The organism is Phenylobacterium sp. J367 (assembly GCF_024699985.1).
GTDB lineage: Bacteria > Pseudomonadota > Alphaproteobacteria > Caulobacterales > Caulobacteraceae > Phenylobacterium.
Map to the genome: position 1 here is coordinate 2,335,981 of NZ_JAJONA010000001.1, position 20,623 is coordinate 2,356,603.

The following is a 20,623-nucleotide window of genomic DNA, read 5'->3' on the forward strand; positions in this document are numbered from 1 at the left end:
CCGAGGAGTTCCGCTTGTCCCCAGTCCTGGATGTCTACATCGGCTACGACCGGCAGGAGATCCTCGCCTACCATGTGCTTTGCCAGAGCATCATCGACCGCTGCTCGCGGCCGGTGCGCTTCACGCCGATCAACCTGGCCTCGGTGAAGCCCGACTTCGAGCGGCCGATGCTGGCGGAGCAGTCGACCGAGTTCTCGTTCTCGCGCTTCCTCACGCCCTGGCTGTCCGGCTACGAGGGCTGGTCGGTGTTCATGGACTGCGACATGGTCGCCCGCGCCGACTTCGCCGAGCTGTTCGCCCTGGCCGACGACCGCTACGCCGTGATGGTCGCCAAGCACGACTATGTGCCGAAGGACCAGGTGAAGTTCCTGAACCACACCCAGTCGCGCTACGCCAAGAAGAACTGGTCGAGCGTCATGCTCATCAACAACGCGCGGTGCCGGGCCCTGACGCCGGAGTACGTCTCGACGGCCTCGGGCGCAGACCTGCACCAGTTCCGCTGGCTGGAGAGCGACGACCTGATCGGGTCGATCCCGCTGGAATGGAACTGGCTGGTCGGGGAGTACGACTACAACCCCGACGCCAAAGTCGCCCACTACACCCGCGGCGGTCCCTACTTCGCCGGCTACGAGGACTGCGACTACGCCCAGGATTGGCGCGACGCGCTCGCCCGGGTGAACCACGTGGTCGGCAAGGCGCCGGGCCTCTGAGGTCCGGCCGCTAGGCCTTCAGCTTCGCCCACGGCCCGGTGATGGCGATGGTCATGCCGGGATAGTAGATGTTCAGGAAGCAGGTGGAGCCGTCCGGCGAGAAGCAGACGCCGGCCAGCTCGGTGTTCGGCGCGTTCTTCAGCGCCGGGACGACGGCGTTGCGGCCGACCGTATAGACCTGCCCCTTGGGCGTGACGGCCTTCAGCATGTTCTGGCCGGCGTACTTGTCCTCGCAGAGGAACAGGTGGCCGTTGGGTGCGATGGCCAGGTTGTCCGGCATGAACAGGACGTCGCGGTCGCCGGTCTCCAGGAAGAGCTCGATCTCCCCCGGCCGGTCGGTCTCGCCGGGCCGGCCTTCCCGCGGGCTCGGCCGGTAGCGCATGACCTGGCCGTCCTTGGTCGGCCCGCCGCTGGTGCAGGTGAAATAGAGCTCGCCGTCGCCGAAGTAGATGCCTTCGCCGCGGGCGAACCAGGCCGCGCCCCTGGCGTGGCCGCGGTGGCGCAGGTCGTTGTGCGGGTTGTCGACGCCCTCAAGATCGATCCAGGTCGTCTTGCGCTTGTCGCCGATGGCCCAGAAGCGGCCGTCCCAGTTTCGGGAATCGCCCTTGGGCGCGTCCTTGAAGCCGAGCGCCTGCAGCCGGCCGCCGGCCGCCAGCTTCGCCTTGTCGTTGGGCAAGTAGCGGTAGAATAGGCAGAAGCCGTCGGCGAAGTCCTCGGTCAGGTATACGATGCCGGTGCGCGGATCGGTGGCCGTCGCCTCGTGCTTGAACCGGCCCATGCCGGTGAGCGGGACCGGGTCGGCGACGCCGCGCAGGTCGGCCGGGACCTCGAAGACCCAGCCGTGGTCCTTCGCCCCGCCTTCGCCGGCCTTCATCTCGGTCTCCTCGCAGGAGAGCCAGGTGCGGGCCGGGGTGCGGCCGCCGGCGCAGTTCACCGCCGTGCCGATCAGGCTGAGGTGGTGGGTGACCAGCCGCTGCCGCTTCACGTCCCAGACCAGGGTGGAGGTCCCGCCGTCCATCGGCAGGCCCTTGTCGGAGGTGAGGTCATAGGCCTTGCCAGCCGGCAGCTTCGCGGCCAGCGCGCCGTCCTTGCCGAACGCCGAGCGGTCGGGCTCGGAGGGCCGCTGCTCGTGGTTGCGGATCAGGATCACCCGGTCCGGGTCCGAGGCGTCCGGGAAGCAGGCCATGCCGTCGTGCTTGCCCGGCGTCAGGAAGCCGTCGTCCATCGGTTGGCCGACCTTCGAGACCACCTTGTAGGAGAAGCCCTCGGGCAGGTCGAAGACGCCGGCCGGATCGGGAACCAGCGGGCCGTAGCCGGCGATCTCTTTGCGGTAGCCGGGGGCCGGCTGCGCGTTGGCCCGGGCGAGGCCCGCGAAGGCGGCGGACGTTGCGGCGAACGCCAGGAAATGACGGCGGCTGACGGACATCTACGGAAACTCCCCGACTGATCGGGACCTATCCCGGAGATGTGTCTCAGTCCAATGACGGATATGCGGCCGGATGACAGTTGTGCCCGATTGCCCGCCGCCGTAACGGTTGGGCGAGAGAGGGTGGGGCTTTGGTTTGCCCGCCCGGGAAGGTCACATGTCCGACGCGCCTCCGATCGAGTCCCTCACCTTCGAGCAGGCCCTGGCCGAGCTGGAGCAGATCGTCGCCCGCCTGGAATCCGGGCAGGCGCCGCTTGAGGATTCGATCCGCATGTACGAGCGCGGCGCGGCCCTGAAGGCCCATTGCGAGACGCGGCTCGAGGCCGCCCGCCTTCGGGTCGAGAAGATCGTCATGGGCGCAGGCGCCGGGGAGCCCCGCAAGGGGTCGAACCGGCCGAGTTCAGCTGATGGCCGACCTCGCCAGGCGTGTCGCCGAGGCCGCGGACCTGGTCACCGTGGCGCTGGACGAGCTCCTGCCGCGCGCCGACGGCCCGGAGTCCTGGCTGACCGAGGCCATGCGCTATGCAGCGCTTGGTCCCGGCAAGCGGCTGCGCACCTATTTCGCGCTCGAGACCGGCCGGATGTTCGAGCTGCCGGAGCGATCGGTGCTGCGCAGCGCCTGCGCGCTCGAATGCATCCAGGCCTACAGCCTGATCCACGACGACCTGCCATGCATGGACGACGACGACATGCGCCGCGGCCGGCCGACCGTGCACAGGGCCTATGACGAGGCGACCGCGGTCCTGGCCGGCGACGCCCTGCAGACCGCAGCCTTCGAGATCCTCGCCCACCCGGACACCCACCCGGACGGGGCGATCCGCGCCGAGCTGATCACCAAGCTCGCCCAGGCCTCGGGGGCCAAGGGCATGTGCGGCGGCCAGATGATCGACATCCTGGGCGTCCGCGACGACCTGGGCGGCGTCGCCCGCATGCAGCGGCTGAAGACCGGCGCCCTGATCGCCTGCGCCTTCGAGCTGCCGCTGGTCATGGCCCGCGCCAAGGAGGCCGAGCGCCACGCCCTCCTGGCCTTCGCCCACGACCTCGGCCTCGCCTACCAGATCGTCGACGACCTGCTGGACGCCGAGGGAGACCCGGAGCAGATGGGCAAGGCGGCCGGCAAGGACGCCCAGAAGGGCAAGGCCAACTTCGTCACCCTGCTGGGCGTCGATGCGGCGCGCGAGCGCCTGGGCCTGCTTGAGAAACAGACGAAATCTCATCTCGATCCGTTCGGCGGGCAGGCCGAATTCCTGCGGGCGAGCGTGGATTTCGTGCTAGAGCGCCGTCACTAGTTACCTCAGGTTTCTTCGTCCCTTATGCCGCCCGTCACCCCCCTGCTCGACACCGTCTCCTCGCCCGCCGACACCCGGGCCATGTCCATTCCCCAGCTCCGGCAGCTTGCCGACGAGCTGCGCGCCGAGACCATCGATGCGGTGTCACAGACCGGCGGCCATCTGGGCGCGGGCCTCGGCGTGGTGGAGCTGACCGTCGCCCTGCACCATGTCTACGAGACGCCCCGGGACATCCTCATCTGGGACGTCGGCCACCAGGCCTATCCGCACAAGATCCTCACCGGCCGGCGCGACCGCATCCGCACGCTGCGCCAGGGCGGCGGGCTGTCGGGCTTCACCAAGCGGGCCGAGAGCCCGTACGATCCGTTCGGCGCCGCCCACGCCGCGACCTCGATCTCGGCGGCGCTCGGCTTCGCCGCGGCCCGCGACCGCAAGGGCGACGACAACAAGGTGGTCGCCGTCATCGGCGACGGCTCGATGAGCGCGGGCATGGCCTACGAGGCCATGAACAACGCCATGGAGACCACGAAGCAGCTCACGGTCATCCTGAACGACAACGACATGTCGATCGCCCCGCCGGTGGGTGGGATGAGCGCCTACATGGCCCGCCTGGTCTCGGGCGGCGGCTACCAGTCGATCCGCAACCTCGGCAAGGCGGTGTCCAAGGCCTTCCCGCGGCCGCTGCAGGAAGCCGCCCGCAAGGCCGAGGAATACGCCCGCGGCATGGTCACCGGCGGCACGTTCTTCGAGGAACTGGGCTTCTATTACGTCGGCCCGATCGACGGCCACGACATGGACGCCCTCATCCACGTCCTGCAGAACGCCCGCAAGATCGACGACAAGCCGGTCCTGGTCCACGTGGTCACCCACAAGGGCAAGGGCTACGCCCCGGCCGAGAACGCGGCGGACAAGTACCACGGCGTCGTGAAGTTCGACGTGGTCACCGGCCAGCAGGCCAAGAGCCAGGGCGGCCACCCCCAGTACACCAAGGTCTTCGCCCAGGAGCTGGTGAAGCACGCCGAGCGCGATCCGGCGATCGTGGCCATCACCGCCGCCATGCCGTCCGGCACCGGCCTCGACCTGTTCGGCCAGAAGTTCCCCGAGCGGACCTACGACGTGGGCATCGCCGAACAGCACGCCGTGACCTTCGCCGCCGGCCTCGCCGCCGACGGGATGAAGCCGTTCTGCGCCATCTATTCGACCTTCCTGCAGCGCGGCTACGACCAGGTCGTCCACGACGTGGCGATCCAGGGCCTGCCGGTGCGCTTCGCCATGGACCGCGCGGGCCTGGTCGGCGCCGACGGGCCCACGCATGCCGGCTCCTTCGACATCGGCTTCATGGGCGCGCTGCCCGGCATGGTGCTGATGGCCCCGGCCGACGAGGCCGAGCTCGCCCACGCCGTCTCCACCGCCGTCGCCATCGACGACCGGCCGTCGGCCTTCCGCTATCCGCGCGGGGAGGGCCTGGGTGTCCAGATCCCCGACCTCGCGGCGCCGTGGGAGATCGGCAAGGGCCGGATCGTCCGCGAAGGCAATGCGGTCGCCATCCTATCCTTCGGCACGCGCCTCTCGGAAAGCCTGAAGGCCGCCGACCTGCTGGCCGCCCGCGGCCTCTCCGCGACGGTGGCCGACGCCCGCTTCGCCAAGCCGCTCGACATCGATCTGATCCTCCGCCTCGCCCGCGAGCACGAGGCGCTGATCACCGTCGAGGAGGGCGCGGTCGGCGGTTTCGGGGCCTTCGTCCTGCAGGCGCTGGCCTCGCACGGCGCGCTGGACCGCGGCCTCAAGGTGCGCACCCTCGTCCTGCCCGACGTCTTCCAGGACCAGGACAAGCCGGACCTGATGTACGCCCAGGCCGGCCTGGACGCCGAAGGCATCCTGCGCGGCGCGCTCTCGGCGCTGGGCGTGGACAACGCGACCGCCAAGGGCCGCCGGGCCTAGTCTCTAGCCGGCGCAGCTCGCCACGAACTGCCGCGCCTTCGCGCGGTCGCCGGGCATGGCGGTGGACCTGCCGTTGACGGCGACCGACAGCTCGCCGCTGTCGGCGAAGCGCTTCAGCACAGGGTCGGCCGCCGCGGCGCTGGCTTCCACCAGGGCGCCTTCGCCCAGGCCCGGGGCTACGTCGGCGCGATAGCGGGCGCTGCGGGTCCCCGACGCCAGGGTCAGTTCCGGCCGCGCATCGGCCGGCGCATTGGCCGAGACGAGCACCGTGCCGGACCCGGGCTGGCAGCTCAGCATCAGCACCACGTTGTCGCTGTAGGGCTGGCCGAAAGCCAGTTTGGCGCCTTCGCCTTCCACGCTGTGCAGCGACCAGGCCATGCCCGGCAGGGCGCTCGGCGTCTGCTGGTGCGCGCAGGCGCTGAGCACGCAGGCGACGGTGAAGCTGAGAGCGGCGCGGCGGCGCATGTGACGGACCCCTTCCGAGGTGACAACGTCATGCTCCGCCGGCGGTTGCCGTGACCTCCGTCACAACCCGGAAAAATCCGCCAGCGTGTCCGTAGCCCGCCCTAGAACGGCGAGAAGCGCTCCACCAGCGACTGGCCGGACGGGGTCTTCTGCACGCGGCTGATGTCGCCGCGGCCGCCATAGCTGATCCGGGCCTCGGCGATCTGGGTGTGGCGGATGGTGTTGGCGCTGGAGATGTCCTCCGGCCGCACGATCCCGGCCACGGTGAGCTGGCGGACCTCGAAGTTGGTGCGCACTTCCTGGGTCCCCTGGATGACCAGGTTGCCGTTCGGCAGGACGGCGCTGACCACCGCGGCGATGGTCAGGCTGATCTTCTCGGCCCGGTTCACCGCGCCGTTGCCGGTGTTGGCGGCCTTCGACGCGGTCTCGATGAGCGCGGTGGGGTCGGTCGGCGGCGTGCCCGGCGGCAGCAGCAGGCCGAGCTTGGATTCCAGGCCGCCCAGGTGCGGCGTCGCCAGGGTCGCGCCCGAGGTCCGCGAGCTGGTCGTGGAGTTGATGGTCTTGGCGCTGTCGTCGATGTCGATGTTGACCGTGACGATGTCGCCGACCTTGGCGGCCCGCTGGTCGATGAAGAAGGCGCGCGCGCCGCTGCGCCAGAGCGAATTGGCCGAGGCCGCAGGGGCCGGAACGGCCGGCAGCACGACCTGCTGCTGCGGCACCAGGGCCGCCGGGTAGCCGACGGGCGCGAGTTCGGGGCCCCGGGCGGCCTCCACGACCGTGGAACAGGCGGCCAGCGGCAGCAGGGCGGCGGTGAGGGCGAGGGCGGTGAGACGCATGACTTCCCTAACGGAGCGCGATACGGGTTGAACGGAGCGACCGGAGCTGGTCGGCGGCGGGGCCGACGACGGCCTGGCCCGGGCCGGTGACCACGGCCTGGAGGATCTTCTTCGAGGCGGGGTTCTGGACGCTGATCGGCTCGCCCGCCGCGCCGCCGGCGAGCGCCTTGGCCTGCATGGCGAGCGAGATGCCGGTGTCCTCGTAGGTGACGGTGATCAGTTCGCCGGGCTTCACCACCTGGGCGGCGGCCACGTCGCGCGCCTGCACGGCCGCGCCGGCCCTTAAGGGGCGGCGGGCGGCGAGCCCGATCACCTGCTCGGCGTCGGTGGCGGCGTCGGCGGGCGCGGCGGCCATCTTGGCGAACACCAGGTCCTGCGGCTGGACGATCTCGCCGGCCGCCAGGCTGCGGGCGTAGGTCAGCACCTCGACGTTGCCGGCCGGCGCGCCGGCGATGGCGGCCGGACCCTGCGCGGGCCCGCGCACCAGGATGCGCTTCACGCCCTCGGCGTTGGCCCACTCCAAACCGGAGCGCCAGGCGATCTGCTGGACGATGCGGGCGTCGAGGGAGACGGTCTGGCCGGGCCGCGCGGCGAGCCGCACCTGGCCGGCCTGGCCCGCTCCGTCGAACAGGTCGGCGAGCGTCACCATGCCGTCGGCGTCGACGGTGTCGGCCTTCAGCGTCACCGGGGTGGCGGCGAGCGCCGGGCCGGCGGCGAACAGGGCGGCGAGGGCGAGGGCGGCGGTCCTCATGGGCCTACGACTTCACCTGGTTGGCCACGCCCAGCATGTTGTCGGCGGTGGAGATCACCTTGGAGTTCATCTCGTAGGCCCGCTGGGCGACGATCAGGGCGGTGATCTCGGAGACCGCGTCGACGTTCGACGCCTCGGTGTATCCCTGCAGCAATTGCCCGATGCCGGCGGTGCCCGGCGCGCCGGTAATCGCGGGGCCCGAGGCGGCGGTTTCCATCAGCAGGTTGCCGCCCTTCTGGGAGAGGCCGCCCTCGTTCATGAAGGTGGCGAGCTCGAGGGTGCCCACCACCGTCGGCGCGGCCTGGCCGGGCTGGGTGACCTGCACCTGGCCGGCGACCGAGATGGCGACCTCGGTGGCGTCGTTCGGGATCGTGATGCCGGGCTGGATCTGGTAGCCCTGCTGGGTGACGAGCTGGCCCTGGTCGTTGATCGACAGGTTGCCGGCCCGCGTATAGGCCGTCTCGCCGGTCGGCAGCAGCACCTGGAAATAGCCCCGGCCGTCGATCGCCAGGTCGTAGTCGTTCTCGGTGCGGGTCATCGTCCCCTGGGTGGGGATGCGGTAGACCGCGCCGGCCTTCACGCCCGCGCCGATCTGGACGCCGGTCGGGACGATGGTCCCCTGGTCCGACGACTGCGCGCCGGCCATCTCGAAGGTCTGGTAGAGCAGGTCCTGGAACTCGGCGCGCTGACGCTTGAACGCCACCGTGTTCATGTTGGCGATGTTGTTCGAGATGACCTCGACGTTCAGCTGTTGGGCCGCCATGCCGGTGGCGGCGGTGCGAAGCGCCTGCATCGTCGTTACTCCGTTAGCTCACCCGACCCAGGCGCTCGACGGATCGGCGCGAGAGTTCGGTGGTGGAATCCATGGTGCGGGCCATCGACTCGTAGGCCCGCTGCACTTCGATCATCCGGGTGATCTCGAGGATCGGCTGGACGTTCGAGCCTTCCAGCATCCCCTGGCGCACCTTGGCCTCGGGGGCGGCCGCGGCGATCGCGTTGGAGGTGTTCTGGTAGAGGTTGTCGCCGCGCTTCTCGAGCACCGACAGGTTCTCGAAGGTCACGACCGCGACCTTGCCGATCCGCTGGCCGCCCTGGCTGATGGTGCCGTCCTCGGCGATCATCACCGCGCCGAGCTCGGGATCGATGGTGATCTCGCCGCCGCCCTCGTCGAGCACCTGCGAACCGCCCTCGGTGGTCAGCCGTCCGTTGTCGTCGGTGCGGAACCGGCCGTCGCGGGTGAAGCGCTCGCCTTCCGCGGTCTGCACCCGGAAGAAGCCCTGGCCCTCGATGGCCATGTCCAGCGGCGACCCGGTCGTGCGCAGCGCGCCCTGGCTGAAATTGCGGGCCACGCCGTCGGCGACCACGAACTTCACCGGCTTCGGCCCCTGCAGGGTGAAGGCCGGCGCCCGGGGCTCGGCCCGCTGCATCAGCGACTCGACCTTGAAGCCGGCGGTGTCGGCGTTGGCGATGTTGTTGGCGATGATGTCCATCTCGCGCCGAAGCACGATCTGGCGGGACAGCCCGACGTAGGACGCGTTTTCCATTAAGGTCTGCCTGAACCCGAAGCGAACTTTCGTCGCATTCCGCTGCAAGCTTCGGGCCAAGCGAAAACCCCATAAAATCCAGTATTTAAGATGGTTAACGCGCGCCTACCGGCGATTTCTGCCGGGCCCGATTTGCCGCCGTTAATCTCCGTTAAAAACGGGTTCTTAACCAAACCGGGGCCATGAGGACGGGGTGTAGATTCTAAGGAACGCGCGCGTGTCCGACAGCAAGGCCAAGGAAGCGCCCGAAGGCGAGGCCGCCGAGGGCGAGGAAGGCGGCAAGAAGAAGCCGCCCCTCAAGCTCCTGATCATCGCCGGCGCGGCGGCCGTCCTCGTGCTGGGCGGCGGCGGCGGCGCGGCCTTCTTCCTCATGAAGCCGAAGCCCGACGCGGAAGCCGCGGCCGGCGAGCACGGCAAGGAGAAGAAGGAAAAGAAGAAGGAAAAGAAGGGCGAGAAGAAGGAAGGCAAGGAGGGGCGAGGGCGGCGGCGCCCAGGTCCGTGAAGGCCCCGACGGCGTGGTCTTCTACACCCTGCCCGACGTGGTCGTGAACATGCAGACCAACGAGGGCCGGTCCACCTTCCTGAAGCTCAAGCTGACCCTGGAGCTGCCCGACGAGCACGTGGTCGAGGATCTCGATCCGAACATGCCGAGGCTGCAGGACATGTTCCAGACCTTCCTGCGCGAGCTGCGTCCCGAGGACCTGCAGGGCAGCCAGGGGTCCTACCAGCTCCGCATGGAGATCCTGCGCCGGGTGAACCTGGTGATCGCGCCCCAGAAGGCGAACGCCGTGCTCATCGAGGAGATGCTGATCAACTGACGCCCCTTCCGGGGGCGCCGGTTCGCGTACGCTTGCCATGGCCGAAGAGAACGAACCCAAATCCGAGGACTGGAACGCCGCCGAAGGCGAAGGCGGCGGCGACGGCATGTCGTCGGAACGGATCCTCAACCAGGACGAGATCGACAGCCTGCTGGGCTTCGACCTGTCGGACGACGACGGGGGCGAACGCACCGGCATCCGGGCGATCATCAACTCGGCGCTGGTCTCCTACGAGCGTCTGCCGATGCTGGAGATCGTCTTCGACCGCCTCGTGCGGTTGATGACCACCTCCCTGCGGAACTTCACCTCGGACAACGTCGAGGTCAGCCTCGACAACATCTCGTCGATCCGCTTCGGCGACTACCTGAACTCGATCCCGCTGCCGGCCATCCTGTCGGTGTTCCGCGCCGAGGAGCTGAACAACTACGGCCTGCTGACGGTCGATTCGAACCTGATCTACTCGATCGTCGACGTGCTGCTGGGCGGCCGCCGTGGCACCGCGGCCATGCGCATCGAGGGCCGGCCCTACACCACCATCGAGCGCGTGCTGGTCCAGCGGATGGTCGAGGTGGTGCTCTCCGACGCCCGCGAGGCCTTCGAGCCGCTGACCCCGGTCACCTTCACCCTCGACCGCCTGGAGACCAATCCCCGGTTCGCCGCCATCGCGCGTCCTGCCAATGCGGCGATCCTGGTGAAGCTGCGGATCGACATGGAGGACCGCGGCGGCCGCATCGAGCTGCTGCTGCCCTACGCCACCCTCGAGCCCATCCGGAAGATGCTGCTGCAGCAGTTCATGGGCGAGAAGTTCGGCCGCGACAACATCTGGGAAAGCCACCTCGCCACCGAGCTGTGGACCACCACCATGGACGTCAGCGCCGTGCTCGACGAACAGCAGGTGCCGCTCAAGCAGGTGCTCGAACTGAAGGTCGGCGACACCATCATGCTGAACGCCACGCCCGACAGCCTGATCGAGCTGCGCGCCGGCCAGATTCCCCTCACGCGCGGCCGCATGGGCCGCCGCAACTCCCACATCGCCGTCCGGGTCGAGGCGCCTCTCACGCCCTCCGCCCGCCAAGCCGTCCAGAGGTTCTGATGAGCATCGTCGCGATCGGTCTCAACCTGATTCTCGCCGCCATGCTCGGCGCCGCCATGGTCATGGGCTGGCGGCTGAACCGGCGGCTGACGGCGCTGCGCGACAGCCAGGACGGCTTCGCCAGCGCCGTGCGCGAGCTGAACGCCGCCGCCGAGCGGGCCGAACAGGGGCTCGCCGACCTGCGCGCGGCCACCGACGAGGCGACCGACGCGCTCGGCGACCGCATCCAGAAGGGCCGCGACCTGGTCCACAAGCTGGAGCGGCTGATCGAGCAGGCGCCGGCCACGCCGCGCCGCCGCGATGCGGAGATCGAGCTGAACGACCGCGCCCAGGAACGCCGCCTCGGCGCCCTGCTGGCCGCCGCCCGCGAGGCCCGCAACCGTCCGGAGCGCCTGGTCGGCCGTGAGCCGCTGGCCCGTCCGAAGCCGGCCTTCGAGGACGACCTGTTCGACGACGAGCCGCTCAGCCTGACCGACATCCGCGGGAGCGGCCGATGAAGAACATTCCGCGCATCCTGCCGCTCGTGGGCATCGCCATGGGCGGGGTGCTGGCCGTGAACGCGCTGGCCGGCGCGCGCGGCCTGCCGGAGCTGTTCTCCGGCGCCACGGCCTTCGCCGAGGAGACCGCCAAGGGCGGCAAGGCCGAGAAGGCGCCGGACGGTGAGAAGGCTCCGACCGGCCAGGCCAAGGACGCCGCGGCCGCCGCCGCCGCCCGGGGCGCGGCCTGTGCGCCCACCGCCGCCGAACTGGCGAAGCAGGCTGGGCTGTCGCCCGCCGAGCTGCAGGTGCTGCAGAGCCTCGGCACGCGCCGCGGCGAGCTGGACCAGCGCGAGAACGCCCTCGACACCCAGATCGCCCTGCTCGCCGCCGCCGAGGCCAAGCTCGACGCCAAGATGAAGGCGTTGAACGGCCTGAAGGGCGAGGTCCAGGGCCTGCTGATCCAGGCCGACAACAAGGAAGCCGCCGAGATCGACCGCCTGGTGAAGGTGTTCGAGGGCATGAAGGCCAAGGACGCCGCCCCGCGGATGGTCCTGCTGGACGACAGCGTGCGCATCCCGGTGGCCGCCAAGATGAAGGAGCGCGCGCTCTCCGCCATCCTCGCCGCCATGCCGCCGGCCGAGGCCAAGAGGCTGACGGAAGCGCTCGCCAAGCGCTTCACCGACGCCAAGGCCGCCGCCGCCCGCGCCGCCGCCGCAGCGGCCGACGCCGCGCCCGCGGGCGCGCCGCCCGCCCAGCAGGCGGCCGCTCCGCCCGCCCGGAAGGCCCCTCCCGCCGCGCAGGCCGCGGCCCCGCCGGCCGCGCCGCCGGCGAAGGCCGGCTGATCCGATGAGCTTGCGCCGGGCTCTCCGCACCGGGGTGGCGGCCGTCTGCATCGCAGGCGTGATCGCCCCTGCCGGCGCGGCTGCGCCCGGATCCGGCGAGAACTTCGCCACCCGCGGTCCGCTCGACGTCCGCGTGGCGCAGGCCGAGGCGTTCTCCCGCGTCGAGTTCCACTGGTCGGGCCGCACCTCCGTCGTCACCCGCCGCGACGGCCGCAAGCTGATCCTCACCTTCAGCCGCGACGCCGACCCGGACATCGCGCGCCTGCGCAACGCCCCGCCGAAGTGGCTGGCCGGCGCCGAGAAGCGCCACGTCGGCGGCCGCCTGGAGGTGACGCTGCTGCTCACCGACGACGCCGAGGCCAAGGTCGGCTCGGCGGACGGCGCGACCTACGTCAACGTCTTCGAGCGGCCGGCGCCGCCGCCCTCGCAGGTGGCCGAGGCCGGGGCGGCCGCGCCGGCCCCCGTCGAACCGGAGCCGCCCCGCCCGAACCCGCTGCCGCCCGGCGGCGTGGTGCCCATGCAGGCCAAGGTGGTGAACAGCCAGGTGCTGCTCACCTTCGACTGGGCCAATCCGGCCGGCGCCGCGGTTTTCCGGCGCGGCGGCTCGATCTGGGTGGTGTTCGACGCGCCCGCGAAGCTGGACGTCTCGAAGGCCCCGCTGGGCGTGCCGCAGTTCTCGGGCATCGAGACCTTCCGCGGCGCCGACTACGCCGCCATCCGCATCGACGCGGCCAGGGACATCCCGGTGGCGGCGGTCTCGCAGGGGGCCGCCTGGACCATCTCGCTCGGCCCCGGCGACCAGCCCGCGCCGACGGTGGTCAAGGTGTCCCGCGACGCCGTCGATGGCCCGGCGATCCTGCAGGCCGCGGTGGCGGGCGCGACCCGCGTCATCCGTCTGCCCGACCCCGGCGCCGGCGACGAGCTGACCGTCGTCACCGCGCTCGGCCCTGCCAAGGGCGTGCCCGCCCGGCGCGACTTCATTCAGATGGCCTTCCTGCCCTCGGTGCAGGGCCTGGCCATCGAGCCGCGCGTCGAAGACCTGAATATCGTGCGCGAAGGCGACCTGGTCAGCATCGGCCGCGACCGCGGACTGACCCTTTCGCCCGCCTGGGCCATCCAGGCCCGCGAATCCGAGCTCCTGGGCGCCCCGCGGCGCGCGGCCATGCCGGCGATGATCGACCCGGAATGGGCGGCGACCGGCGAGCACGGCTTCCTGCGCCGCTACAATTCCCTGCTCGATGCGGCGGCCGCCGAGACCGCCAGCACCGACAAGGCCTCGCCCGTCGCCGCCCAGTTGGCGCTGGCCCGGTTCCTGGTCGGCTCGGAGCTGTCCTTCGAGGCGATCGGCGTGCTCAACGCCGCCCTGAAGCATCACCCGGAGCTGGCCGACAACGCCGAATTCCGAGGTCTGCGCGGGATGGCCCGGGTGATGGCCCGCCGCTACCGCGAGGCCGAGCTCGACTTCTCCGCCCCGGTGCTGGCCGAGGATCCCTCCGCCTCGCTCTGGCGCAGCTACATCGCCGCCCAGCGGGCCCACTGGCCCGAGGCCCGGGCCGAGTTCTCCAAGGGCCTGGAGGCCTTCTCCCAGTTCTCCCCGGTCTGGAAGGCCCGCTTCGCCCGCGGCGACGCCCAGGCCGCGCTGGCGCTGGGCGACCTGACGGGCGCCGACGCCCGCATCAAGCTGGCCCTCGCCGACAAGGCCGGCTCGCTGGAGGAGCTGGAGACCCGCCTGGTCCAGGCCCGGGTGTTCGAGCTGCAGGGCGACAAGGACCGGGCCCTGCGCGTCTATCAGGCGGTCAGCCGCGCGCCGCTGGAGAAGATCGCCTCGCCGGCCCTGCTGCGCGCCACCCAGATCCAGGTGGAAATGGGCAAGATCACGCCGATCCAGGCGGCCAACACCTTCGACGGCCTCCGCTACCGCTGGCGCGGCGACGCCACCGAGTTGGAGACCATCCGTGCGCTGGGCCAGCTCTACCTCTCGCAGGGCCGCTACCGCGAGGCGCTCGACGCGCTCCGCTCGGCGGGCATGCGTCTCCCCGACCTGCCCGAGGCGATCCAGCTCCAGAACGACCTGACCGGCGCCTTCCGCGGCCTGTTCCTCGACGGCCTCGCCGACGGCCTGGAGCCGATCCAGGCGCTGGCCCTGTTCTACGACTTCAAGGAGCTGACTCCGATCGGCGCCGATGGGGACCTGATGGTCCGCAAGCTGGTCCGCCGCCTGGTGGATGTGGACCTGCTGTCCCAGGCCGCCGACCTCCTGAAGTACCAGGCCGACAACCGGCTTGAAGGCGTCGCCAAGGCCCAGGTGGCCACCGACCTGGCGCTCATCTACCTGATGGACCGCAAGCCGGAGCAGGCGCTGCAGGCGATCAACTCCTCCCGGACCACGGTGCTGCCCACCGCGCTCAACCTCGAGCGCCGTTTGATCGAGGCCCGCGCCTGGACCGGCGTCGGCCGCTACGACGGCGCGCTGGAGATCATCGAGCGCGACAACTCCCGCGAAGCCCAGGAGCTTCGCGCCGAGATCACCTGGAAGCAGAAGAACTGGGGGGCCGCGGGCCCGCTGTTCGAGAAGTCGCTGGGCGACCGCTGGAAGCGGCCCGAGGCGCTGTCGAGCGACGAGGAAGGTCGCCTGCTGCGCGCCGGCGTCGCCTACAGCCTGGCCGGCGACGAGGTCTCGCTCGCCCGGCTGGAGAGCCAGTACCGCGGCTTCTACGACCAGGCGCACAATCCCGAAGCCCTGCGCGTGGCGCTCACTGGCGTGCCCACCGGCCGGGTCAGCGCCGCCGATTTCGGCCGCGTCACCGCCGACAATGAGGTCTTCGCCGGCTGGGTCGGCCGCATGAAGGAACGCTTCCGCACCCGGCCCAGCCCGACCAGCCCGGCCAAGGCCGCCGCGCCCGCGAAGCAGGCCCCGACCAATGTCGCCCGCGGCCAGGCGGCGGACTGATCCTCACCATCTGAAGGGAAGGGGGACTATCCCCCGCCGCCCGCCCGCTGGAAGCTCTCCACCAGGCTGCCGCAGACCAGCCGCCAGCCGTCCACCAGCACGAAGAAGATCAGCTTGAACGGCAGGCTGATGGTCACCGGGGGGCAGCATCATCATGCCCATGCTCATCAGCACGCTGGCGACGACGAGGTCGATGACCAGGAACGGCACGAACAGCAGGAAGCCGATCTCGAAGGCGCGCTTCAGCTCGCTGATCATGAAGGCCGGGGTGACCACCCGGATCGGGGTATCCGCCACGGTGGCGGGGCGCGGGATGTTCGACAGGCGCACAAACAGCGCCAGGTCGTCGCGGTCGACCTGGCTGAGCATGAAGGTCTTCACCGGCCCGCCGGCGGCGTCGAACGCCTCGGACAGCTCGATCTGCTGGTCCATCAGGGGCTTGATGCCCTCCTGGTAGGACCGCTCGATGGTCGGGCCCATGACGATGGCGGTGAGGAACAGCGCCAGCGAGATGATCACCGAGTTGGGCGGGCTCTGCTGCAGGCCGAGCGCCGTGCGCAGCAGGGACAGCACGACCACGATCCGCACGAAGGAGGTGGTCATGATGACGATCGACGGGGCCAGCGAGAGCACCGTCAGCAGGCCCATGAGCTGGACGACCCGCTCGGTCAGGCCCGCGCCGGTGCCGAGGTCGACGTTCAGGGCCTGGGCGGCCGCGGCGGCCGGGAAGACGAGGAACAGCGCGGTGGTGATCGCCGACAGCGCCAAGGCGCGGCGCCAGTCCTCCGCGGGCAGGGCGCGGATCGCCTTGACGAGCGCGCGCATCAGGCCTGTTCCTTGACGGCGGGCATGCCCTCGGCCAGCACCCGGCCCTCGCCGAGCAGGAGCAGCATCTCCTGGCCGTCGCACGAGACGAGGACGATCCGGCGGGTCGGGTCGAGCACCAGGTTTTCCACGATGGCGAGGCGGCGCTCGGCCTTGGGTTTGCTCAGTTTCGCCAGCGCGTCGGGGCCGAAGCGGCGCAGCGCGACCGCGCCCAGGCCGATCAGGCCAAGCGTCAGGGCGAGGGCGAAGGCGGCCCGCAGCAGTGTCGGAAAATCCATGCAGCTTCTGCCACTTAGGGGGTTCTGAGCCGCATTCGGGGGTGAATCCCTTTAATCGGTGATTAACCCTGTTTATTCACCATATCCGGCATGGATATCGGCGACATCCCGCTCTTCTCGATGCTGCGCGGCCGGCTCAGCTACCTGTCCGAGCGGCAGAAGCTGATCGCCCAGAATGTCGCCAACTCCGACACCCCCGGCTTCCGGCCCAAGGACCTGAAGCAGTTCGCCTACAATGCGCCGGCCAGGGCGCCCGCGGGCGGGCTTCGGCCCGCCGGCGTGCAGGCGGTCACCCAGCCGGGCCACATGGTGTCGTCGTCCGCCTCCAGCGCCGCGTCGCGCGGCTTCCAGGAGACGAAGTCCGAGGTGATCGAGACCACCCTCGACGGGAACGCGGTGTCCCTCGAGGAGGAGATGCTGAAGATGAGCGAGGCGCGGATGAGCTACGACGCCGCGATCGGCTTCTATCAGAAATCCATGAACCTGCTGCGCATGGCCGCCCGGCCCCCGGGCCGCTGACCCAGAATCGCGAGGAGTAGCGTCCGATGGCCCCCCCGTTCCCTTTCCGGCGTCGCCCAGTCCGTGGCCGCGTCCGCCATGCGCGCCCAGCAGGCCCGGATGCGGGTGATCGCCGAGAACCTCGCCAATGCGAACTCGACCTCGCGCACGCCCGGCGGCGACCCCTACCGGCGCCAGGCGCCGGTCTTCGAGCCGACCAAGGTGGCCGGCGCCCAGGGCGTCAGGATGGTCGGCGTCCAGCCGGACCAGAAGCCGTTCCGCAGCGAGTACGAACCCGGCGCGCCGGGCGCCGACGCCAACGGCTATGTGAAGCTTCCGAATGTCGATTCGCTCGTCGAGGCGATGGACATGAAGGAGGCCCAGCGGGCCTACGAGGCCAACCTGAACGTCATCGAGACGGCGCGCGCCATGGAGTCGCGCACCCTCGACCTCCTGAAGAAATAGGACCTGACCCGTGATCAACGCGCTCGCCGCCGCCAAGGCCTACGCCGCCACCCAGAAGTCCGCTGGGATCGACCCCGCCATGGGCGGCGGCGCGACCGCCGGGGTCGGCGGCGGCTTCGGCGACATGCTGAAGGCGGTGATGACCGACGCGGTCTCCGCCTCGAAGCACGCCGAGACCCAGATGGCCGCCCAGGTCGCCGGCAAGACCGAGCTGGTCGACGTGGTCACCGCGATCTCCGCCGCCGAGGCCAGCCTGGAGACGGTGATGGCCGTCCGCGACCAGGTGATCAGCGCCTATCAGGAAATCATGCGCATGCCGATCTGACCGCGCCTCCCTCCCTTAATGGGGAGGGAAGACTCGCCACAGGCGAGCAGGGTGGGGCGGCATGATCCTCACCGGCGTCGGGGTTTCCGCCCCCCATTCCCCACCCCTGGCCGCTGACGCGGCCTGTCCCTCCCCATTAAGGGAGGGACGATGCGGTCATTTCACCGCCGCGCACGCCACCCGCGCGCCCGCGCCGCCGATCGGCTGGGTGGTGTGGTCGTCGGCATTGGCGTGGATCAGCACCGCCGAGCCGTCGGCGTCCTTCAGCTTGTCGAGGGTGATCAGGCTGGAGAACACCTCGGTCATGCCCGCGCCACGGCTGTCGACGTAGAGGTTCGGCAGGTCGCCGGTCTCGTTGGCCTTGTCGTTCAGCAGGCCGTGCACCCGGTCGCCGCCCCCGTGGGTGTGGCCGCCGGCCGAGGTAAAGTCGGCTTTCGAGCAGTCGGCCTTCTCGTGGAAGTGCAGGCCGTGCCAGCCGGGCGTCAGGCCCTTCACCTCGACGCGCATCAGCACGCCCTTGGGCGCCGCCGTCAGCGTCACCTTGCCGATGGTCTCGCCGGTTCCGTTCTTCAGGTCGGCCGTGGTGGGGGGTCTGCGCCTGGGCCGCGGAGCCGAGGGCGAGGGCGGCCGCGGCGGTGGCGGCAAGCAGCTTGATCGAGGTCATCATGCACTCCTAACGCTTCGGGGGAGGGCGCGTTCTATCAGTCCGTGTTACGCCTAATCTATGGCGGAGGCGGTCCTCGAGCTTTCGGGCGTCGGCAAGCGGTACGGCGCGACCGCCGCGCTCGACGACGTGTCGCTCACGGTCCGGGCCGGTGAGTTCGTCGCCCTGGTCGGTGGCTCCGGCTCGGGCAAGACCACGCTGCTCAAGACCATCAACCGGCTGGTCGCGCCCGACGCGGGCTCGGTCCGCGTCGCCGGCGAGGATGCCGCGTCCGTCGCCGCCCCCCTGCTTCGCCGCCGGATCGGCTATGTCTTCCAGGAAGTCGGCCTCTTTCCGCACCTGACGGTGGCGGAGAACATCGCCGTCACGCCGCGCCTGCTGGGCTGGGACCGCGACAGGATCGCGGCCCGCACCGCCGAGCTGCTCGACCTCGTGGCCCTGCCGCCCGACGTCGCCGCCCGCACGCCCGACGCGCTGTCCGGCGGCCAGCGCCAGCGGGTCGGCGTCGCCCGCGCGCTCGCCGCCGAGCCCGCCATCCTGCTGATGGACGAACCCTTCGGCGCGCTCGACCCCATCACCCGCGACCAGCTCGGCGTCGATGTCCGCGCGCTTCACGAGCGGCTCGGCCTGACCACCGTGATGGTCACCCACGACATAGCCGAGGCCGTGCTGCTCGCCGACCGCGTGGTGGTGCTGAAGGCCGGTCGCGTCCTCGCCGACGGCGCGCCCGCCGACCTGCTGTCCACCGCGACCGATCCGGACGTCCGCGCGCTGCTGGAGGCGCCGAGGCGCCAGGCCGAGCGGCTGCGCGAGAGGCTGGGCGCGTGACGGCCCCGCTCGCCGACGCCTTCGCCCTGCTGCCGGGCTACCTCGCCTGGCACGTGCTGTTGTCGGCCAGCGCGCTGGTGCTGGGCGTCGCCATCAGCCTGCCGCTGGCGATCGGGGCGGCGCGCAGCCCGCGCCTGCGCTGGCCGGTCCTGGCGCTGGCCAGCCTCGTCCAGACCATCCCCAGCCTGGCGCTGCTGGCGCTGTTCTATCCCCTGCTGCTGGCGGTCTCGGCGCTCGCGCTCACGCTCACCGGCCACGGCTTCTCGGCGCTGGGCTTCCTGCCGTCGCTCCTCGCGCTGACCCTCTACTCCATGCTGCCGATCCTCAGGAACGGCGCGGCGGGCATCCTGGGCGTCGATCCCGCCGTCCGCGAAGCCGCCGACGGGGTCGGCATGACGTCGCGCCAGAAGCTGCTGCAGGTCGAGTTGCCGCTCGCCGCCCCCGTGATCATGGCGGGCGTCCGCACCGCCGCCGTCTGGACCATCGGGGCCGCCACCCTCTCCACGCCGGTCGGCCAGACCAGCCTCGGCAACTACATCTTCGCCGGCCTCCAGACCGAGAACTGGGTCTTCGTCCTCTTCGGCTGCGCCGCCTCCGCCGGCCTAGCGCTGGCCGCCGACCAGCTCCTGGGCCTCGTGGAGGCGGGCGTGCGCCGCCGCAGCCGGCCGCTGGTGCTGGCCGGCGCGGTGGGGCTCATTGTCGGCGTCGCCCTGGCGCTCCTGCCGCTCATGAGCTTCGGCAAGCCCGCCGCCTATGTGGTCGGCGCAAAGAACTTCTCCGAGCAGTACATCCTGGCCGAACTGATCGCCGGCCGGCTGGAAGGGGAGGGGCGCCCGGGTCTCGCGCCGCGAGAACCTCGGCTCCTCCATCGCCTATTCCGCGCTCGCCGCCTCGGAGCTCGATGTCTACGTCGACTATTCCGGCACGCTGTGGACCAACGTCCTCGGCCGCACCGACAACCCCGGCCGCCAGGCGGTGCTCGACCAGCTCACCGCCGAGCTTGAGAAGCGTGACGGCGTCCGGGTCATGGGCTCGCTGGGCTTCGAGAACGCCTATGCTTTCGTGATGCGCGAGGACCGCGCCCGGGCGCTCGGCGTCGCCTCCAACGCCGACCTGGCCCGCGTGGCCCCGCAGCTTACCCTGGGCTCCGACCTGGAATTCCTCTCCCGCCCCGAGTGGAAGGCCGTCGAAGCCGCCTACGGGCTCCGGTTCCGCCAGAGCCGAAACTACCAGCCGACCTTCATGTATCGCGCGCTGCAGGGCGGCGAGGCGGACGTGATCAGCGCGTTTTCCTCGGACGGCCGGATCGCCGCCGACCGCCTGGTGGTGCTGACCGACCCCAAGGGCGCGATCCCGCCCTACGACGCCGTCGTCCTGGTCTCGCCCAGGCGGAAGGACGATCCGCGGCTTCTGGCGGCGCTCCAGCCGCTGATCGGCGCTGTCCCGGTCGAGGCCATGCGCGCCGCGAACTACAGCGTCGACCGGGACGTGGAGAAGGCCGTCCCCGCCGAGGCGGCGCGCGCGCTAGAGGCGAAGCTCCGCCGTTAACGATTTAGCCCTCGTTAACCATACCGGACGAGTCTGGCGGCGTCGGGG

Annotated in this window: 19 protein-coding genes and 5 pseudogenes; 15 read left to right on the top strand and 9 right to left on the bottom strand. The window is 70.7% G+C overall.

The features are described from left to right. Positions 1–14: 14 nt before the first annotated feature. On the top strand, positions 15–710 hold the full coding sequence (locus LRS04_RS12580; RefSeq protein ID WP_257816666.1) for a hypothetical protein: 696 nt from the start codon (positions 15–17) through the stop codon (positions 708–710). A gap of 10 nt (positions 711–720) precedes the next feature. Here the strand turns inward: LRS04_RS12580 and LRS04_RS12585 are convergent, their stop codons facing one another. Continuing rightward, complete coding sequence (locus LRS04_RS12585) at positions 721–2,136, bottom strand: PhoX family protein (RefSeq protein ID WP_257816667.1); 1,416 nt, start codon at positions 2,134–2,136, stop codon at positions 721–723. A gap of 157 nt (positions 2,137–2,293) precedes the next feature. Here LRS04_RS12585 and LRS04_RS12590 point away from each other — a divergent pair. The 3 genes and pseudogenes from LRS04_RS12590 to dxs all read left to right on the top strand — a co-directional run bounded on the left by LRS04_RS12590 (position 2,294) and on the right by dxs (position 5,366). Next, a pseudogene (locus LRS04_RS12590) lies at positions 2,294–2,544 on the top strand (exodeoxyribonuclease VII small subunit). Next, positions 2,544–3,425 (top strand): polyprenyl synthetase family protein, encoded by an 882-nt coding sequence (locus tag LRS04_RS12595; RefSeq protein ID WP_257816668.1) that lies wholly within the window; start codon positions 2,544–2,546, stop codon positions 3,423–3,425. Before LRS04_RS12590 ends, LRS04_RS12595 begins: the two are co-directional and overlap by 1 nt. 24 nt (positions 3,426–3,449) lie before the next feature. Continuing rightward, positions 3,450–5,366, top strand: coding sequence for a 1-deoxy-D-xylulose-5-phosphate synthase (dxs, locus tag LRS04_RS12600; protein ID WP_257816669.1), 1,917 nt, complete (start codon positions 3,450–3,452; stop codon positions 5,364–5,366). Positions 5,367–5,369: 3 nt separating this feature from the next. Here the strand turns inward: dxs and LRS04_RS12605 are convergent, their stop codons facing one another. The 5 genes from LRS04_RS12605 to flgF form a co-directional block, all read right to left on the bottom strand. Then, entirely contained in the window at positions 5,370–5,831 is a 462-nt protein-coding gene (locus LRS04_RS12605) for a hypothetical protein (protein ID WP_257816670.1), read from the bottom strand. A 101-nt stretch (positions 5,832–5,932) separates the two neighbouring features. Beyond that, the gene (gene flgH / locus LRS04_RS12610; protein WP_257816671.1) at positions 5,933–6,667 is read right to left on the bottom strand and encodes a flagellar basal body L-ring protein FlgH; all 735 of its coding nucleotides are present in this window, start codon (positions 6,665–6,667) and stop codon (positions 5,933–5,935) included. Positions 6,668–6,674: 7 nt separating this feature from the next. Continuing rightward, the gene (flgA, locus tag LRS04_RS12615; protein WP_257816672.1) at positions 6,675–7,418 is read right to left on the bottom strand and encodes a flagellar basal body P-ring formation chaperone FlgA; all 744 of its coding nucleotides are present in this window, start codon (positions 7,416–7,418) and stop codon (positions 6,675–6,677) included. Between the two features lie 4 nt (positions 7,419–7,422). After that, entirely contained in the window at positions 7,423–8,211 is a 789-nt protein-coding gene (gene flgG / locus LRS04_RS12620; protein WP_257816673.1) for a flagellar basal-body rod protein FlgG, read from the bottom strand. 13 nt (positions 8,212–8,224) lie between these two features. Further along, a complete protein-coding gene (flgF, locus tag LRS04_RS12625; protein ID WP_257816674.1) occupies positions 8,225–8,962 on the bottom strand; it encodes a flagellar basal-body rod protein FlgF in 738 nt (245 codons plus the stop codon). A 217-nt stretch (positions 8,963–9,179) separates the two neighbouring features. On the opposite strand from flgF, the pseudogene LRS04_RS12630 reads away from it, so the two are divergent. From LRS04_RS12630 to LRS04_RS12650, 5 genes and pseudogenes are all read left to right on the top strand, one after another. Next, positions 9,180–9,780: pseudogene (locus LRS04_RS12630) on the top strand (flagellar basal body-associated FliL family protein). 37 nt (positions 9,781–9,817) lie between these two features. Continuing rightward, a complete protein-coding gene (gene fliM / locus LRS04_RS12635; RefSeq protein WP_257816675.1) occupies positions 9,818–10,873 on the top strand; it encodes a flagellar motor switch protein FliM in 1,056 nt (351 codons plus the stop codon). Beyond that, positions 10,873–11,370 carry a DUF6468 domain-containing protein gene (locus LRS04_RS12640; protein ID WP_257816676.1) on the top strand — a complete coding sequence of 166 codons (498 nt, stop codon included), beginning with the start codon at positions 10,873–10,875 and terminating at the stop codon, positions 11,368–11,370. The genes fliM and LRS04_RS12640 overlap by 1 nt, the downstream gene beginning before the upstream one ends. Then, a complete protein-coding gene (locus LRS04_RS12645) occupies positions 11,367–12,194 on the top strand; it encodes a MotE family protein (protein WP_257816677.1) in 828 nt (275 codons plus the stop codon). Before LRS04_RS12640 ends, LRS04_RS12645 begins: the two co-directional genes overlap by 4 nt. 4 nt (positions 12,195–12,198) lie before the next feature. After that, positions 12,199–15,144, top strand: coding sequence for a tetratricopeptide repeat protein (locus LRS04_RS12650; RefSeq protein WP_257816678.1), 2,946 nt, complete (start codon positions 12,199–12,201; stop codon positions 15,142–15,144). A 26-nt stretch (positions 15,145–15,170) separates the two neighbouring features. Here LRS04_RS12650 and fliP read toward each other — a convergent pair. Together fliP and LRS04_RS12660 are read right to left on the bottom strand one after the other, a co-directional pair. Next, positions 15,171–15,969, bottom strand: a pseudogene (fliP, locus tag LRS04_RS12655) (flagellar type III secretion system pore protein FliP). Further along, positions 15,969–16,247 carry a flagellar biosynthetic protein FliO gene (locus LRS04_RS12660; RefSeq protein WP_257816680.1) on the bottom strand — a complete coding sequence of 93 codons (279 nt, stop codon included), beginning with the start codon at positions 16,245–16,247 and terminating at the stop codon, positions 15,969–15,971. Before LRS04_RS12660 ends, fliP begins: the two are co-directional and overlap by 1 nt. A 90-nt stretch (positions 16,248–16,337) precedes the next feature. Here LRS04_RS12660 and flgB point away from each other — a divergent pair, with 90 nt between their 5' ends. The 3 genes from flgB (at position 16,338) to fliE (ending at position 17,535) form a co-directional block, all read left to right on the top strand. Beyond that, positions 16,338–16,766 (top strand): flagellar basal body rod protein FlgB, encoded by a 429-nt coding sequence (flgB, locus tag LRS04_RS12665; RefSeq protein WP_257816681.1) that lies wholly within the window; start codon positions 16,338–16,340, stop codon positions 16,764–16,766. A gap of 63 nt (positions 16,767–16,829) precedes the next feature. Beyond that, entirely contained in the window at positions 16,830–17,210 is a 381-nt protein-coding gene (gene flgC, locus LRS04_RS12670) for a flagellar basal body rod protein FlgC (RefSeq protein ID WP_257816682.1), read from the top strand. 10 nt (positions 17,211–17,220) lie between these two features. Beyond that, positions 17,221–17,535, top strand: a complete 315-nt coding sequence (fliE, locus tag LRS04_RS12675) for a flagellar hook-basal body complex protein FliE (protein WP_257816683.1) — start codon at positions 17,221–17,223, stop codon at positions 17,533–17,535. 156 nt (positions 17,536–17,691) lie between these two features. On the opposite strand, the pseudogene LRS04_RS12680 reads toward fliE, so the two are convergent. Continuing rightward, a pseudogene (locus tag LRS04_RS12680) lies at positions 17,692–18,199 on the bottom strand (superoxide dismutase family protein). A gap of 60 nt (positions 18,200–18,259) precedes the next feature. Between LRS04_RS12680 and LRS04_RS12685 the strand changes: the two are divergent. The 3 genes and pseudogenes from LRS04_RS12685 to LRS04_RS12695 all read left to right on the top strand — a co-directional run bounded on the left by LRS04_RS12685 (position 18,260) and on the right by LRS04_RS12695 (position 20,575). Further along, complete coding sequence (locus LRS04_RS12685; protein WP_257816684.1) at positions 18,260–19,027, top strand: ABC transporter ATP-binding protein; 768 nt, start codon at positions 18,260–18,262, stop codon at positions 19,025–19,027. A 77-nt stretch (positions 19,028–19,104) separates the two neighbouring features. After that, a pseudogene (locus LRS04_RS12690) lies at positions 19,105–19,620 on the top strand (ABC transporter permease); the annotation flags it as partial. Between the two features lie 274 nt (positions 19,621–19,894). Next, positions 19,895–20,575, top strand: a complete 681-nt coding sequence (locus LRS04_RS12695; protein ID WP_257819095.1) for a glycine betaine ABC transporter substrate-binding protein — start codon at positions 19,895–19,897, stop codon at positions 20,573–20,575. The last annotated feature ends 48 nt before the right edge of the window (positions 20,576–20,623 follow it).